This is a genomic window from Hydrogenophaga sp., assembly GCF_022844385.1.
GTDB lineage: Bacteria > Pseudomonadota > Gammaproteobacteria > Burkholderiales > Burkholderiaceae_C > Hydrogenophaga.
In genome coordinates, this window is the sequence record NZ_JALHLX010000027.1 from 18364 (window position 1) to 34646 (window position 16283).

Genomic DNA, 16283 nt, shown 5'->3' on the forward strand with positions numbered 1-16283 from the left:
TACGCCGGCATCCTGGCCGCGGGTTGGTTGCCGGCACTGGCCGTGGCCGCGCTGGTGGCGCGCCGCTGGCCCAACGGGCGCAGCCCGCTGCTGGCGGTGGCCGCTGGCGCCGGCATGGTGGCTGCGGTGCGCGCCGTGGACGCCGTGGCCCCGATGCCGGTGTTCATCGACGCCACGCGCCACCTGCCCGGCCTGCTGGTGATGGCCGCCGGCGCCGTGCTTGCCGGCCTGCTTTACGCACGGCTCACCGCGGCGGAAACACGCGCCGCGTCAACACATAAGATGTAGCCCCTCACCGAAGCCGGGTCGGGCACACCGCCCGTCGGCCTTCCACCCCGGACAACCCACCTGTAAGCCGTTGATGCACAAGGAATCCGCCGCCCAGGCGCAGGTGCCCGCCGACCTGTCTTCCCACACCCCCATGATGCAGCAGTACTTTGGCCTCAAGGCCGGGTACCCGAACACGCTGCTGTTCTACCGCATGGGCGATTTTTACGAGCTGTTCTTTGCCGACGCCGAAAAGGCCGCGCGCCTGCTCGACATCACGCTGACCCAGCGAGGCCAGTCGGGCGGGCAGCCGGTGGTCATGGCTGGCGTGCCCTTCCACTCGGTCGATACGTATCTGGCGCGCCTGATCAAGCTGGGCGAGTCGGTGGCCATCTGCGAGCAGGTGGGCGACGTAGCGACGTCAAAAGGCCCGGTGGAGCGCAAGGTGGTGCGCGTGGTCACGCCGGGCACGCTGACCGACAGCGAACTGCTGTCCGACAAGACCGAGGCGGTGCTCATGGCCGTGCATCCGGGCGCGCGCACCGGTTGTGGTCTCGCCTGGATGTCGGTCACACAGGGCATCGTGTTTCTCGCGCAGTGCGCCAGCGACGAGCTGGCCGACTGGGTGGCGCGCGTCAACCCCGGTGAGCTGCTCTACAGCGCCGACACCTCCACCACGTTCGAGAAGACCGTGGTGGCGCTGGCGAACCAGGCCAACGGCCAGCGCCTGGTGGCGGTGCTGCGCCCGGCCTGGGCGTTTGACGCCGGCCTGGGCCAGCGCAAGCTGCTGGAGCAGTTGCAGGCCGCGAGCCTCGCTGCCTGGGACGCACAAGATCTGGGCGACGCCCACGCCGCGGCGTCCGCGCTGCTCAACTACGCCGAACACACGCAGGGCCGTGCGCTCAGCCACGTGAAGAGCCTGCAGGTGGCGCGCAGTGGCGAACTGATCGACCTGCCGCTGAACACCCGGCGCAACCTCGAACTCACCCAGACCCTGCGCGGCGAGACCAGCCCCACGCTGCTGTCGTTGCTCGACGTGTGCTGCACCGGCATGGGCAGCCGCGCGCTGCGCAGCTGGCTGCTGGAGCCCCGGCGCGACCGCGCCCAGGCACGCTCGCGCCTGGTCGCCATCAACACCCTGCGCGGCGGCCTGTGGCAGGGCCTGCGCGCTTCGCTCAAGGGCGCGAGCGACGTGGAGCGCATCACCGCGCGCACGGCCTTGCGTCAGGTCAAGCCACGCGAGCTGGTGGGCCTGGGCCAGACGCTGGAGCGTGCGCAGCAGTTGGCTCGCCAGCTCGGCCCGCAGGATCCCGGCGGATTGCTGCACGGCATCGGCCAGCACCTCACGCCGCCCGAAGGTTGCGCCGAGCTGCTGCGCAGTGCCCTGCTGGCCGAGCCGGCCGCGCTGGTGCGCGACGGCGGCGTGATCGCCGACGGCTTCGACGCCGATCTCGACGAGCTGCGCGCGATCCAGAACAACTGCGACGGTTTCCTGATCGAGCTGGAGCAGCGCGAGCGTGCGCGCACCGGCATCACCAACCTGCGTGTGCAGTTCAACAAGGTGCACGGCTTCTACATCGAGGTCACGCAGGGCCAGGCCTCCAAGGTGCCCGACGACTACCGCCGCCGCCAGACGCTCAAAAACGCCGAGCGTTTCATCACGCCCGAACTCAAGGCGTTTGAAGACAAGGCGCTCTCCGCACAAGACCGGGCGCTGGCGCGCGAGAAGTGGCTGTACGACCACCTGCTCGACGAACTGCAGGCCTTCATAGCACCACTCACGCAACTGGCGCGCGCCATGGCTGCGCTGGACGCGCTGTGCGCGCTGACCGAGCGCTCGCTCACGCTGAACTGGAACGCACCGCAGTTCGTGCCCGAACCCTGCATCGACATCCGTGGCGGGCGCCACCCGGTGGTGGAGGCGCGGCTGAACGAGACCAGCGGTGGCAGCTTCATCGCCAACGACACGGTGCTGGGTCCCAAACAGCGCATGCAGGTGATCACCGGCCCCAACATGGGCGGCAAGAGCACCTACATGCGCCAGGTCGCGGTGATCGTGCTGCTCGCCAGCATGGGCAGTTTCGTGCCGGCGGCGAGTTGCCGGCTGGGGCCGATCGACGCCATCCACACCCGCATCGGTGCGGCCGACGACCTGGCCAACGCCCAGTCCACCTTCATGGTGGAGATGACCGAAGCCGCGCAGATATTGCATGCAGCGACACCCGAAAGCCTGGTGCTCATGGACGAGATCGGCCGCGGCACCTCCACCTTTGATGGCCTGGCGCTGGCCGGCGGCATTGCCACGCACCTGCACGACAAGTCGCGCGCCTTCACGCTGTTCGCCACCCACTACTTCGAACTGACCGAATTCCCGGCCGGACACCACGCCGCAGTGAACGTGCACGTGAGCGCCGTCGAGGCGGGCGGCAAGGCGGGCGGCATCGTGTTCCTGCACCAGATCGAGCCCGGCCCGGCCAGCCGCAGCTACGGCATTCAGGTGGCGCGGCTGGCCGGTGTGCCCGCCGGTGTGGTGCAGCATGCCCGCCACGTCCTGGCCGCACTGGAAGCCCAGAGCACCGAGTCCCGCAGCCAGGTCGACCTGTTCGCGCCGCCACCTGCGACACTGGAGGCCGACGCACACCCGCTTCAGACAGCGCTGGAGCGGATCGACCCCGACACCCTGAGCCCGCGCGAAGCGCTGGAACAGCTCTACACCTTGAAAAAACTGGCTTCCTCATCATGACTTACTGCGTCGCCGTCAAGCTCAACGCCGGCATGGTCTTCCTCTCGGATTCGCGCACCAACGCGGGCCTGGACCAGATCAGCACCTTCCGAAAAATGATCGTCTACGAAAAGCCGGGCGACCGCTTCATGTGCCTGCTATCGGCCGGCAACCTGAGCGTCTCGCAGTCGGTGCGCGAGATCCTGCAAGTCGAGCAGCTCGAAGACGTGGACGGGGGCGAACCCATCACCATCTGGAACGCCAAAAGCATGTTCGACGCCGCGCGCGTGCTGGGTGCGGCCGTGCGCCACGTGTACGAGCGCGACGGCGATTCGTTGCAGCGCGCGGGCGTGGAGTTCAACGTGTCCATGATCTTCGGTGGCCAGATCCAGGGCGAAGGCATGCGCCTGTTCCAGGTCTATTCGGCCGGCAACTTCATTGAAGCCACTTCGGAAACACCGTTTTTCCAGGTCGGCGAATCCAAGTACGGCAAGCCCGTGCTCGACCGCGTGATCACGCCCGAGACCCCGCTGGACGAAGCCGCCAAGTGCGTCCTGGTGTCGATGGACTCCACGCTCAAGTCCAACCTGTCGGTGGGTCTGCCGCTGGATCTGGTGGTGTACGAGGCGAACCGGCTGCAGTCCGACAAGATCATCTGCATCGACAACGAGAATCCGTACTTCCGCATGCTGCACAACACCTGGGGCCAGAAGCTGCGCGAGGTGTTCGACAGCATCGAGCACCCGACCTGGGACGGCGCCCACACCGAAGTTCCTTTGCTGAGCACCGGCCCGCGCTGCCAGCCGCTGAAGAAGATCACCAACGCCAAAGAAAAACTGATCTAGGCATGTCGCTGATCATCTTCTCCCACGCCAACAGCTTCCCCGCCAGCACCTACCGCGTCCTTTTCAAGTCCCTGCGCGCCCGCGGGCATGCGGTGCGCGCGGTGGACAAGTTCGGACACGACCCGCAGTACCCCGTCACGAGCAACTGGCCGCACCTGGTGCAGCAGCTCGCCGACTTCGCTGCGCCCGAGATCGAAACCCACGGTCGGGGCGCCTGGCTGGTCGGCCATTCGTTGGGCGGTTTTCTGAGCCTCATGTGCGCGGCACGCCACCCGCAATTGGGCGGTCACACGGTGCGTGGCGTGGTGCTGATCGATTCACCCGTGCTCGGCGGCTGGCGTGCGCGCACGCTGGAGCTGATCAAACGAGCGCAACTGGTGGGCTCGGTCTCGCCGGGCAAGGTCAGCCGCAAGCGACGCAACACCTGGCCCGACGCCGACGCGGCGCACGCGCATTTCGCCAGCAAGAAGGCGTTTGCCGCGTGGGATCCGCAGGTGCTGCAGGACTACATCGACCACGGCACATGCGATGGGACCGATGCACATGGCAAACCGCACCGCACGCTGGACTTCGACCGCGAGGTGGAAACCGCGATCTACAACACCCTGCCGCACAACCTGGACCGCCTGCTGCGCCGCCACCCGCTGCCCTGCCCGGTGGGCTTCATCGGTGGCACACGTTCGCTGGAAATGAAACAGGTCGGCATGGCCATGACGCACCGCCTGGTGGACTCCGGGCACCCCGAGCGCATGGCCATGATCGAAGGCAGCCACCTGTTCCCGATGGAGCAACCGCTGCAGACCGCTGCGGCCATCGACGCCATGCTGCAGGCGCTGGCATGAGAACGGGCAGACCCGCAGTGCTGGTGGTGCGCCGCTCCGGTATAACCGAAGCTGCAGCATCCACCACAGCCACAGAAGCTCAAACCCAGCGGTCAACCCCATGACGCCCCCCTCCCCACCGGGCAGCCCCTTGCAGAGGGTGTGGCAGCGCTTGGCAGACTGGCAACCCGACCGCCACAGCCTGTGGATGCGTCTGGCGGTGGCCTTGGTCATCACGCTGCTGGCGGCCTGGATGCGCGTGGCGCTGGCACCGGCCGAATCGGGCGGGCGCTTCATCACACTCTCTCTTGCGGCGGCCATCTCCGCGCTCTACGGCGGCTTCCGGGTCGGCATGTTCAGCACCGTGCTGGGCATGCTGATGATCAACTTCATGCTGGTCAAGCCCTACTTCAGTTTCGCATTCGAGAACCCGGTCGAGGCCTTCTGGCTCAACCTGTGGCACCTGCTCACGCAGCTCGTGGTGGTGGGCGCGATCGCCCTGATGCAGCGACAGAACCGCCACCTGCGCGAGGCCACCGTGCTGATCCAGCAAGGCAAGCAGCAACTGGAAGACACCTTCGAGCAAGGCGCCACCGGCATGACCCACAGCCACCTCAACGGCGAGTGGATCCGCATCAACCAGACCTACTGCGACATCTTCGGCTACACCAAAGACGAAATGCTGAAGATGCATTTCCGGGACTTCACGCACCCGGACGACCTGGAGGTCGACCTCGCCCAGTTCCACCGCGCCCTGAACGACGAGATCCACCACTACAGCTTCGAGAAGCGCTACATCCACAAGCTCGGCCATGTGGTCTGGGCTTACCTCACGATCTCGCTGGTGCGCAAGGCCACGGGCGAAGCCGACTACGTGATCGCCGTGGTGCAGGACATCTCCGCCCTCAAGAATGCCGAGCAGGCCTTGCGCACCAGCGAGCACCTGCTGCGCCAGGCGCACGAACTGGCCGGTCTGGCGAGCTGGCAGGCCGACGTGGCCGCGCGCCGTTTCACCACGCTGTCGGGTTCGCACGAAATTCTGGGACTGCCACAGGCCGATTTCACCGACGCAGAACTGCTCGCGCTCACCCACCCTGAAGACCGGCCCCAGGTGTTGCGCCTGTGGGCGTTGGCGGTGCAAGGCAAGGCGGAGTACGACATCGAATACCGACTCCAGTTCGACGACGAGTGGCGATGGTTCACGGTTCGGGCGGAGTTCGAACGCGACGCACAAGGTCGTGCCGTGCGTGCCCTGGGCGTGACGCGCGACGTCACCGAACGCAAGCGCAACGAGATGGAAATCCAGCAGCTCAACGCGTCGCTGGAGCAACGCATCGACGGGCGCACACGCGCCCTCAAGGCCGCGTACGACGAGCTGGAGAGCTACTCCTACGCGGTGGCGCACGACCTGCGCTCGCCGCTGCGCATCATCAACGGCTTTGCCCAGGCCTTGCGCGAAGACAACCCCAGGCTCGACGAAGGCAGCCAGTCGCACCTCGCGCGCATCATGGGCGCGAGCAAAAAGATGGGCGAACTCATCGACGGCCTGCTCACGCTGTCACAGTTCTCGCGCGGCGATCTTCAGCGCAAGCCGGTCAACATCAGCAGCATCGCCACCCGCCTGCTGGAAGAGTTCGCCAGCGCCGACCCGCAGCGCGATGTGCGCTGGGAGATCGAGTCCGATCTCACTGTGATGGCCGATCCACCGTTGGTCGAAGCCCTCATGCAGAACCTGCTGAACAACGCCTGGAAATACACCGCCAAAACGCCACAGGCGCTGATCCGGGTCCATGCGCAAGAAGTTCAGGGCCAGATGCGTTTCTGCGTCAGCGACAACGGCGCGGGCTTCGACATGGCGCGCGCGAACAAGCTGTTCCAGCCATTTCAGCGACTGCACATGCCGCACGAATTCGCCGGCCTGGGCATCGGCCTGGCCACTTCGCTGCGCATCGTGCAGCGCCACGGAGGCAGCATGTCGGCCTCTGGCGAACCCGGCAAAGGCGCCATGTTCTGTTTCAGCCTCTACGCGCCCCTGTCTGCGTAGTCGGCGATCAGGCCACCCAGTCGACCCAGCCCAGGGTCGCAGTCAACAGGATCAGCGCACCGAAGGCGATCCGGTACCAGGCAAACGCGACAAAGGTGTGATTGGCCACAAAACGCAGCAACCAGCGCACACACACCCAGGCCGAGAGCCACGAAAAAAGCAGGCCGACCGCGAACAACGGGACGTCGGACATGCTCAACAGATCGCGATTTTTGTAGAGGTCGTAGGCGGCGGCGCCGAAGAGCATGGGAATCGCGAGGAAGAAGCTGAACTCGGTGGCGGCCTTGCGGTTGAAGCCGAGCAACATGGCACCAATGATGGTCGCGCCCGAGCGGCTCACACCGGGAACCAGGGCGGTGCACTGCACCAGGCCGACCTTGAGTGCATCCGTCCAGCGCACCTGGTCGACCGCCTCGATGTGCACACGGCTTCCGCGTTTCTGCAGCCATTCGGCCCACAGGATCACAACGCCGCCGACGATGAAGCCCAAGGCCACCACCAGCGGTTGAAACAACACACCCTTGATGAAGTCGATGAACAGAAAGCCGGCGAGTGCTGCCGGGAAAAATCCGATCAGCACATTGGCCGTGAAGCGCTGGGCCACCGCTTCGCGCGGCAGGCCCACCAGGGTGTCCCAGAGCTTGCCCGCATAGAGCGAGATGATGGCCATGATCGCGCCGGTCTGGATCACCACCTCGAAGAGCTTGATCTTCTCGCCCGGCATGTTCAAGAGCGAGGCCGCCAGGATGAGGTGGCCGGTGGAGGACACCGGGATGAACTCGGTGAGGCCTTCCACCACGCCCATGATGGCGGCCTTGATCAACAACACAAAATCCATGGAACGGGGGTCGCCTTGGCGGCGTTTCTCAGGTGGTGCGTGGTCCCGACAAGGGGCCGACAAGCAGGCCGGTATCGTACCTGCTGGCCTCCCCCCGGCCGGGCGCACTCACTCGTGGCGCAAGGCCTGGATCGGCAGCAGCGCCGAGGCCCGTCTGGCCGGGTAGAAGCCAAAGAACACGCCCACCAGCGCCGAGAAGCCCGCCGCCAGCACGATGGACTGCAGCGTCATGCTGACCTGCCAGCCGGCAAACTGGCCGACCGCCCAGGTGGCGATGGCGCCCAGCAACACACCGACAGCACCCCCCATCAGGCTCAGCGTGATGGCCTCGATCAGGAACTGCGCGAGGATGTCGCGCCCACGCGCGCCCACCGCCATGCGCAGGCCGATCTCGCGGGTGCGCTCGGTCACGCTCACCAGCATGATGTTCATGATGCCGATGCCGCCCACGATCAGGCTCACGCCGGCCACGGCCGACAGCAGCAGCGTCATCACCTGGCTCGAAGCCTCTTGCGCCTGCAGCATCTCGGTGAGGTTGCGGATGCGGAAGGGCTCGTCGCCGTCGACCTGCACCCGCATGCGCTGGCGCAGCAGTTCCCGGATGTTGTCCTCGGCCGCTTTCATGTCGTAACCGTCGCGCACCTTCACCGAAATGCTGCCCACGCGTTTGAGCCGCCCTGCAGCGTCGCCCTGCACCCGGTTGCGAAACGTGCTGATGGGCACGATGGCCACATCGTCCTGGTCCGAGCCCCACGAGTTCTGACCTTTGCGCTCGAGCACGCCGATCACGGTCATGGGCACGTTGCGCAGGCGGATCACCTGGTCCACCGGGTCCTCGTCGCCGAACAGTTCGCGCGCCACGGTCTGCCCGATCAGCACCACCTTGGCCGCGCCCTGCAGCTCGCCGGTCTCGAACAGGCGACCCGATGCCAGCGGCCAGTCGCGCGCCTCCAGGTAGTCGTTGGTGGCGCCGAACACCGGGGTGCTCCAGTTGGTACCCCCAAACACCGCCTGCACCGTGGCACGTGAACTCGGCGCGGCCACCTGCACCTCCGGCACCTCCAGCGCGATCGCCATCGCATCGGCTTCGGTGAGCGCCTGGCTGGTCTGCGCGCCCTGTCGCACACCGCCGGTGTTCACCGTGCCGGGCAGCACCAGCATCACGTTGGCGCCCAGCACCTTCATGTGCTCCTGCACACGCTCGGTGGCGCCCTGCCCGATCGCGATCATGGTGATGACCGAGGCCACGCCGATGATGATGCCCAGCATGGTCAGCAGGCTGCGCAAGGGGTTGGCCAGCAGGGCCCGCCAGGCGCTGCGCATGGCCGCCAGCGCGTTCATGCGGCCACCCCGGGTGCCGCCCGGCCAGGCTGGGTGACGTCCTCGTGCAGGTGGCCGTCGCGAAACACCAGGCGGCGGCGAGCCCAGTCGGCAATCTCGTGTTCGTGCGTGACCAGCACCACCGTGATGCCCTGTGCATTGAGCCCGGCCAGCAGGCCCATCACGTCTTCACTCGTGTGGGTGTCCAGCGCCCCGGTGGGCTCGTCGGCCAGGATGAGCTGGGGCCGGTTGACCAGCGCGCGCGCAATCGCCACGCGCTGCTGCTGACCACCCGAGAGTTCGGCCGGCGTGTGGCCGGTGCGATCCCCCAGACCCACCCGTTCCAGCGCTTCGCGCGCGCGCTGCTGCCGCTCGGCCGTGGCCACTCCGGCGTACACCATGGGCAGCTCCACGTTTTCCAGCGCACTGGTGCGTGGCAGCAGGTTGAACTGCTGGAACACAAAACCGATGCGGCGGTTGCGCACCGCGGCCAGCGCGTCGGCGCTCATGGTCTGAACCGCTTCCCCAGCCAGGCGGTACTCGCCCCCATCGGGCAGGTCCAGGCAGCCCAGGATGTTCATCAGCGTGGACTTGCCCGAGCCGGACGCCCCCATGATGGCCACGAACTCCCCGGCCTCGATGTCGAGCGACACACCCGCCAGCGCATGCACCGCGTGACCGCCCATGCGGTAGGTCTTGGTGAGGGAGCGGGCTTCGATGAGGGACATGGCGGGTACCTGCGCAGCGCTCAGAACGACATGCGCGGGCCGCTGGTGCGCGGGCCGCTGGCCTTGGCGGTGACCCCCGTGACCACTTGTGCGCCTTCGACCAACACACCCGCCTCGGAAGACCCGGGCGCCACCAGCAGTTCGGTGGCCGTGCCGTCGCTCACACCCAGTCGCACCGGGTAGGCCACCGGCTGGCCCTTGGCGTCGAGCAGGTGGATGCGGCCGGCGCGGCCGGGAGACGCGGGCGCCGCGGGTGCATCGGCCGGGCCCGCGGATGCAGGCTCCACTCCCGGCACACGCACCCGCAGCGCCGCGTTCGGCACCTTGAGCACGCTCTCGCGCGACTCGGTCACCACACGCACGTTGGCCGTCATGCCCGGCAGCAAACGGCCCGACGCGTTGGCGAAGCGCACCACCGCCACATAGGTCACCACATTCGACACGTTGGTCGCCGCCTTGCGCACCTGGCGCACCTCGCCCTCGAAGGTCTGGCCCGGGAAGGCGTCCACCGTGAAACTGGCTTTCAGGCCCGGCTGGATGCGGCCCACGTCGGCCTCGTCGATGCTGGCGTCCACCTGCATGTCGGAGAGGTTCTGCGCGATCACGAACAGCTCGGGCGCCTGCAGGCTGGCGGCCACGGTCTGGCCCTTTTCCACGGTGCGCTTGATCACGATGCCGTTGACCGGCGAGGTGATGCGCGTGCGTGAGAGGTCGATGCGCGCCTGCGCCAGCGCCGCCTCGCGCTGGGCCACGCTGGCCTGCGCGCTCTGGATCTGCGCCTCGCTCACCCCCACCAGCGCCTGCACCGCGCGCAGCGACTCCTGCGCCGAGACCAGCACGGCGCGCGTGCGGTCGGCCTCACTCTGGGCAATGAATCCCTGCGCCACCAGGCTCAGGTTGCGCTCGTGCGTGCGCTGCGCTTCGGCCAGGTCGGATTGCACACGCGACACATTGGCCCGGCTCGACGCCGCGTTGGCCACCGCAATCGCCACCGCCGCGCGTGCCGCGTTCACATCGGCCTGGGCCGAACTCACGCGGTATTCAAAGGTCTGGGGGTCGATCTCGGCGATCAACTGGCCCGCCTTGACCTCGGTGTTGAAGTCCACATACACCGCGCGCACCTGGCCCGACACCTGCGTGCCCACCGATACCTGGGTGACCGGGTTCACCGTGCCACTGGCCGACACGCTGACCTGCAAGCCACCGCGCTCGATGGGCGCGGTGCGGTACTGCACGGCCGGTTGCGCGCTGCGCTGGCTCCACCACCAGGCACCACCCGCCACCAGGGCCAGCACCACCACACCCGTCATCCACTGCGATCTTTTCATGGCGAGATTGTAGGAATGGGGACCACAGCAGGCGGGCTGTGGGGGATCTGCCCGCTGCATTTCGCGCCGCGCTGCGCGCGTTTCGCGCCGCGGCTGCGCCGATCCGTCGCAAGCCGCTGGGCCCGTGCCCGGCCGCTGGGCACAGTGCGCTCACCCACCCACCGGAGAGCGCCATGCAACTCACCCCTCTCATCGCCGTTCACATGACCGCCGCCCTGGCCGCCGTGGCCATCGGCCCCATTGCCCTGTGGGCGCGCCGCGGGCACGCCAGCCGCCAGCCGCACAGCCAGCGCCCCCGGCTGCACCGCGCCGCGGGCTACGCCTGGGTCACGCTGATGCTGATCTCCGCGCTCTCGGCCATCTTCATCCGCGACTTCAACCTGCCCAACATCGCCGGCTACACCCCCATCCACCTGCTGGTGCCGATCGTGCTGGTCAGCCTCTTCCTCGCGTTCTGGCAACTGTTTCGCGGCAACGTGAGCGGCCACCGCAAGACCATGGTCACGCTGTACGTGGGTGCCTGTCTGGTGGCCGGCGCCTTCACCCTGCTGCCTGCGCGCTTCCTCGGCCAACTCGTCTGGGGCCAATGGCTCGGCCTGATCTGACCCCCCTCATCGCTTCAACTTGAAAGCCCACCATGAACCTGCACAACCCCAACTCCAACTCCAACTCCAACTCCAACTCCACCTCCACCGACGCGGACCTGGACCGCATCGCCCGCCGCCGCGCCGGCGCCCGCATGGGCTGGTACATCCACGCCCTGGTGTTTCTGGCCGTCAACACCGCGCTCATGGGCATCTCGCTGGCCAGCGGGCGCCACTGGGCCATCTACCCCGCGCTGGGCTGGGGCCTGGGCCTGCTCATGCACGGCGTGGGGGTGTGGATGGCGCTGGGCGGCGGGGGGCTGCAGGCGCGGCTGGTGGCGCAGGAACGCGAGCGCCTGAGCCGGGAGCGCCAGGGTCTGTGAACCCCGCCCGGGCCTTGCGGGATACTGCGACCATGCCGCCGCTCAACCCCGCCACCATCGCCCGCCGGGCGCTTGCCGCCGTGGTGTTCAACACCGTGATTGCCCTGGCCATCACGGCGGTCAGCGGTGAAAGCTTCGCGGTGAACATGCTGTATTCGCAGTTCATCGGTCTGTTCATCTGGGGCCTGATCGACGGCGGGCGCTTCGTGCTGCACCCCAGCGGCTGGCCGGGCGCGATGCGAATGGCCGCGCTGGTCGTGGGCGCTGTGCTCGTGGCCTACCCGCTGGGCAGCGCAAGCGCCAACCTGCTGATGGGCCGCGAGTTGCTGCTGGGCCTGAACAACTTCCCCCGCGCCACCCTGGGCTTTGTGCTGATGTCGCTCTCGGCCGGCGCCTTTGGTGCGTACTACTTCACCAGCCGTGAGATGCTGGCCCGCGCCCGGCTGGCCGAGGAAGAAGCCCAGCGCCAGGCCACCGAGGCCCGCCTGCGGCTGCTCGAATCGCAGCTGGAGCCCCACATGCTGTTCAACACCCTGGCCAACCTGCGCGCCTTGATCGGCACCGACCCCGTGCGCGCCGTGACCATGCTGGACAGGCTCAACGACTTCCTGCGCGCCACGCTCAAGGCATCGCGCGCGGACGCCACCGCCGGCCACCACACCCTGGCGGACGAATTCGCGCGGCTGCGCGACTACCTCGAACTCATGGCCGTGCGCATGGGCCCTCGGCTGCGCTACACGCTCGAACTCCCCGAGACCCTGAGCCACCAGAGCGTGCCGCCGCTGCTGCTGCAGCCGCTCGTGGAAAACTGCATCCGCCACGGGCTGGAGCCCAACGTGGATGGCGGCGAAGTCCGCGTGGTGGCGCGTCAGGGCGCCAGCGGTCTTGAGCTGGAAGTGAGCGACACCGGTGTGGGCTGCGAGGCCGAGCCCGCGGCCGGCTTTGGCCTCAGCCAGGTGCGCGAACGCCTGACCACCGCCTACCCCGGCCAAGCCAGGCTGCACTGGCACAGCGCCCCCGGCGCCGGCACCCGCGCCCTGCTCACCCTGCCCCTGCACACCCCATGAACGCCACCGCCCTCATCGCCGAAGACGAACCCTTGCTGGCCCAGGCGCTGCAGGCCGAGCTGGCGCTCGCCTGGCCCGAGCTGGTGGTGAGGGTGGTGGGCGATGGCGAGGCCGCCGTGGCGCAGGCGCTGGCGCTGCGGCCCGACGTGCTGTTGCTCGACATCCGCATGCCCGGCCAAAGCGGGCTGGAGGCCGCCGCCGAGCTGGCCGAAGAATGGCCCGACGACCAGCCGTTTCCCGCGCTGGTGTTTGTGACCGCCTATGACGCCTACGCCGTGCAGGCCTTTGAGGCACAGGCAGTGGACTACCTGCTCAAACCCGTGCAGCCCGAGCGGCTGCGCCTCACCGTGCAGCGCGTGCAAGCCTTGCTGGCGCAGCGCCGGCCTGCCACCGGCCCGCTGGACGCCACGCTGGAACAGCTGCGTTGCCTCATGTCCCAAACCTCGTCGCCAGCCGCCCGCCTGCAGGTGATCCCGGCGAGCGTGGGCAACAGCATCCGCATGGTTCAACTGAGCGAAGTGGTGGCGTTTGAAGCGGCCGACAAATACGTGCGCGTGCTGCTGGCGCAAGGCGAGGTGTTGATCCGCACCCCGCTGAAAGAACTGATGCCCCAGCTGGACCCCGCCGTGTTCTGGCAGGTCCACCGGGGCACCGTGGTGCGGGCCGAGGCCATCGAGAGCGTCACCCGCAATGAAGCCGGGCGCATGAGCCTGCGGTTGCGTGCGCGACCCGAGTCCTTTGCCGTGAGCCGGCTGTACGCGGACCGGTTTCGGGCGATGTGAAGTCGGTCCCTGGATTGCCCCGCCGTTTGAGCGGGAGTATCTATTCATTCAGACCGGGTAAATCGCCAGATCTATCCATATACGGATACATTCACTTATCCATTCAAATATCCAGTCAAAAATCAGATGAGTGAAGCTTTGCTGGACACCCTTCGACGGCTTGGTGGCGTGGCCACCAGCGCCGAGTTGAAGGCGCGGATGGCGGTGAGCCAACCCACGGTTTCACGGGCGCTGGCGCCCTTGCTGCGCGACGGCCGGGTGATCAAGGTGGGTGCAGCACGCTCACAGCGATACCTGCTGGCGCGACACATCGATGGAGTGGGCAGCGAGATTCCCTTGATGCGGGTGGACGCTCAAGGCAAGACATCGGCTTTCGGCCGTCTGGTGGCACTGCCGGGCGGACGCTTCTGGGTCGAAGAGGCAGATGGTCCGAGCGAACTGCATGCCGGCTTGCCCTGGTTTCTTCAAGACATGCGGCCGCAAGGGTTCATGGGTCGCATGTTTGCTCAAGCCCATCCCGAACTGCGGTTGCCCAGCGATCTGCGCCACTGGAGCGAAGACGATGTGCTCCGGGCACTGGTGCAGGCCGGGGACGATCTGCCGGGCAACCTCATCGTGGGTCAGTCGGCCTTTGAGCGCTTTCACACGCTGGCGCAACGGCTCTCGATCACCACCGAACCCGAACGGGAATACCCCGTGCTCGCTGAGCGCGCCATGCAGGGCACGCTGCCGGGATCGTCGGCGGGCGGTGAACAGCCCAAGTTCTGCACCACGCTGAACGGCCAGCCCATGATCGTGAAGTTTTCGCCGGCGGGCGCGGCACCCGTCGACCAACGCTGGCGCGATCTGCTGGTGTGCGAACACCTGGCGCTGCAAGTGCTCGCGCAGAACAAGGTGCCCGCCGCCCAGACACGGATCGTCATGGCGGCCAACCGCGTCTTTCTGGAAGCCCAGCGTTTTGACCGCACGGCCCACGGACGCATCGGCATGGTCTCGCTGCTCGTGTATGACGCGCAATACGTGGGCCAGATGGACCACTGGGCCGACACCGCCCAGCGCATGGAGGCACGACGACTCATGACAGAGAGCGATGCGCTGCATCTGCGCCTGCTCGACGCTTTCGGCGCGCTCATCGGCAACACCGATCGCCACTACGGCAACATTTCCCTGCTGTTCGACCAGGGTCAGTGGCGCCTTTCACCCACCTACGACATGCTGCCGATGCTCTATGCCCCGGTGAACGGCGAACTGGTGGAACGCGATTTCGCTGCCCGTGCGTTGCACCCCACCGCCAACACCCTTGGAGTGTGGGCACGAGCGGTGCAGCTGGCATCGGAGTATTGGGCGCTGGCTGCGCATGACCCACGCATCTCGAAGGCTTTTCGCAACCTCGCTCGGTCCAACCGGGACACTGTGTCCCGGTTGTAGTCCGAATCAGCGGTGACCGCGACGACCGTCGTCGTCCCAGTCGCGCCCACCGCGGTGACCGTGTTTGCGGTGACCGTGGCCGTGGCGGCGGTCATCCCAGCGCGGGCCGTGGCCCCAGCCGGCGCGGTAGTACGGGCGCGGCTGTACATACACCGGCTGCGGATACACCACCACCGGGCGCGGCTGCACGATGATCGGGCGCTGGTAGATCGGGCGGCGCTCTTCATAGACTGGATAACGCTCCTCGTACACCGGGTAGCGGTTCACGTAGACCGGCTGCGGGTAGTTGGACACACCCACCGCCACACCGGGGGAGCCGATGCCGATCGACCAGGAGATGTTGTCGCGCGCCTGCGCTGGCGTGGCGACGGTGGACATGGCCCAGGCGCTGGCGGCCAGGGCGGCCAGCGTGAGACCCCGGGCCAGGGCCGAGGTGCGGGCCCAGTGGGCTTTGAGAGAGGCTGTTTTCATGATGGGCTCCTGGGTTCGCATGGGGCTGGGGTCAGGGTTTTGGTTACCCTGTGCCTGCATTACAAGGAATCGTCCGCGGCGCCGTACCGCACGCCCCGTCAAAGTCGTTGCCAGACGTAACCCCCATGACCGACACCATCCCAACCACACCCCCCACCGCCTCCGACGTGCTCGACTTCTGGTTCGGCGACGGCCTGCAGCTCGACTGGCCCTCGCAAGACCACAACGAACTGTGGTTTGGCGGCGGCCCGGCGCAGGACGAGGTCATCCGCCAGCGCTTTGGCCCGCTGGTGGACGAAGCACTGAACGGTGGCCTCATCGAATGGGAAACGGAGCCCCGCACACGGCTGGCGCTCATCGTGCTGCTCGACCAGCTCTCGCGCAACGTGCACCGCGGCCAGCGCCGCGCCTTTGACGGCGATGCCCGTGCGCAGCGCCTCACCCGCCGCTCCATCGCCGAGGGCATGGACACCACGCTCACGCCCGCCGGCTGCGTGTTTCTCTACATGCCGCTCATGCACGCCGAACACCTGGAACTGCAAGAGGAATGCGTGGCGCACTTCCAGCGGCTGGTGGACAGCAGCCCGCAAGCCCTGCGCGACAAGCTCAACAGCAACCTGCGCTTTGCCGTGGTGCACCGCGACATCGTGGCGCA

The 16283-nt window shown here is 67.4% G+C and carries 15 protein-coding genes and 1 pseudogene; 11 read left to right on the forward strand and 5 right to left on the reverse strand.

What is annotated here, in order from left to right; all coding sequences use genetic code 11:
• The 5 genes and pseudogenes from Q0C59_RS07590 to Q0C59_RS07610 form a co-directional block, all read left to right on the forward strand.
• A pseudogene (locus tag Q0C59_RS07590) lies at positions 1-288 on the forward strand (hypothetical protein); the annotation flags it as partial.
• Between the two features lie 73 nt (positions 289-361).
• Positions 362-3010 (forward strand): DNA mismatch repair protein MutS, encoded by a 2649-nt coding sequence (mutS, locus tag Q0C59_RS07595; protein ID WP_291213739.1) that lies wholly within the window; start codon positions 362-364, stop codon positions 3008-3010.
• Positions 3007-3834 carry a proteasome-type protease gene (locus Q0C59_RS07600; protein WP_291213741.1) on the forward strand — a complete coding sequence of 276 codons (828 nt, stop codon included), beginning with the start codon at positions 3007-3009 and terminating at the stop codon, positions 3832-3834. The genes mutS and Q0C59_RS07600 overlap by 4 nt, the downstream gene beginning before the upstream one ends.
• Positions 3835-3836: 2 nt before the next feature.
• Positions 3837-4676 carry an alpha/beta fold hydrolase gene (locus Q0C59_RS07605; protein ID WP_291213743.1) on the forward strand — a complete coding sequence of 280 codons (840 nt, stop codon included), beginning with the start codon at positions 3837-3839 and terminating at the stop codon, positions 4674-4676.
• A 100-nt stretch (positions 4677-4776) separates the two neighbouring features.
• Positions 4777-6699, forward strand: a complete 1923-nt coding sequence (locus Q0C59_RS07610) for a PAS domain S-box protein (RefSeq protein WP_291213745.1) — start codon at positions 4777-4779, stop codon at positions 6697-6699.
• 7 nt (positions 6700-6706) lie between these two features.
• Here Q0C59_RS07610 and Q0C59_RS07615 read toward each other — a convergent pair whose 3' ends face one another.
• The 4 genes from Q0C59_RS07615 to Q0C59_RS07630 all read right to left on the reverse strand — a co-directional run bounded on the left by Q0C59_RS07615 (position 6707) and on the right by Q0C59_RS07630 (position 10913).
• The gene (locus Q0C59_RS07615; protein WP_291213748.1) at positions 6707-7537 is read right to left on the reverse strand and encodes an undecaprenyl-diphosphate phosphatase; all 831 of its coding nucleotides are present in this window, start codon (positions 7535-7537) and stop codon (positions 6707-6709) included.
• Between the two features lie 108 nt (positions 7538-7645).
• Positions 7646-8878, reverse strand: a complete 1233-nt coding sequence (locus Q0C59_RS07620; RefSeq protein WP_291213750.1) for an ABC transporter permease — start codon at positions 8876-8878, stop codon at positions 7646-7648.
• A complete protein-coding gene (locus Q0C59_RS07625; protein WP_291213752.1) occupies positions 8875-9585 on the reverse strand; it encodes an ABC transporter ATP-binding protein in 711 nt (236 codons plus the stop codon). Before Q0C59_RS07625 ends, Q0C59_RS07620 begins: the two co-directional genes overlap by 4 nt.
• Before the next feature lie 20 nt (positions 9586-9605).
• A complete protein-coding gene (locus tag Q0C59_RS07630) occupies positions 9606-10913 on the reverse strand; it encodes an efflux RND transporter periplasmic adaptor subunit (protein WP_291213754.1) in 1308 nt (435 codons plus the stop codon).
• Positions 10914-11086: 173 nt separating this feature from the next.
• Between Q0C59_RS07630 and Q0C59_RS07635 the strand changes: the two genes are divergently transcribed.
• The 5 genes from Q0C59_RS07635 (at position 11087) to yjjJ (ending at position 15157) form a co-directional block, all read left to right on the forward strand.
• A complete protein-coding gene (locus Q0C59_RS07635; RefSeq protein WP_291213756.1) occupies positions 11087-11518 on the forward strand; it encodes a DUF2306 domain-containing protein in 432 nt (143 codons plus the stop codon).
• A gap of 32 nt (positions 11519-11550) precedes the next feature.
• Complete coding sequence (locus tag Q0C59_RS07640) at positions 11551-11880, forward strand: 2TM domain-containing protein (RefSeq protein WP_291213758.1); 330 nt, start codon at positions 11551-11553, stop codon at positions 11878-11880.
• Positions 11881-11912: 32 nt separating this feature from the next.
• Entirely contained in the window at positions 11913-12947 is a 1035-nt protein-coding gene (locus Q0C59_RS07645; protein ID WP_291213760.1) for a sensor histidine kinase, read from the forward strand.
• A complete protein-coding gene (locus Q0C59_RS07650; RefSeq protein WP_291213762.1) occupies positions 12944-13729 on the forward strand; it encodes a LytTR family DNA-binding domain-containing protein in 786 nt (261 codons plus the stop codon). Before Q0C59_RS07645 ends, Q0C59_RS07650 begins: the two co-directional genes overlap by 4 nt.
• Positions 13730-13855: 126 nt before the next feature.
• Positions 13856-15157 (forward strand): type II toxin-antitoxin system HipA family toxin YjjJ, encoded by a 1302-nt coding sequence (gene yjjJ / locus Q0C59_RS07655; protein ID WP_291213764.1) that lies wholly within the window; start codon positions 13856-13858, stop codon positions 15155-15157.
• Between the two features lie 6 nt (positions 15158-15163).
• Here yjjJ and Q0C59_RS07660 read toward each other — a convergent pair whose 3' ends face one another.
• Positions 15164-15628, reverse strand: coding sequence for a hypothetical protein (locus Q0C59_RS07660; RefSeq protein WP_291213766.1), 465 nt, complete (start codon positions 15626-15628; stop codon positions 15164-15166).
• 125 nt (positions 15629-15753) lie between these two features.
• On the opposite strand from Q0C59_RS07660, the gene Q0C59_RS07665 reads away from it, so the two are divergent.
• Positions 15754-16283, forward strand: a 530-nt coding sequence (locus Q0C59_RS07665) for a DUF924 family protein (RefSeq protein WP_291213768.1), incomplete at its 3' end; no start/stop codon positions are given.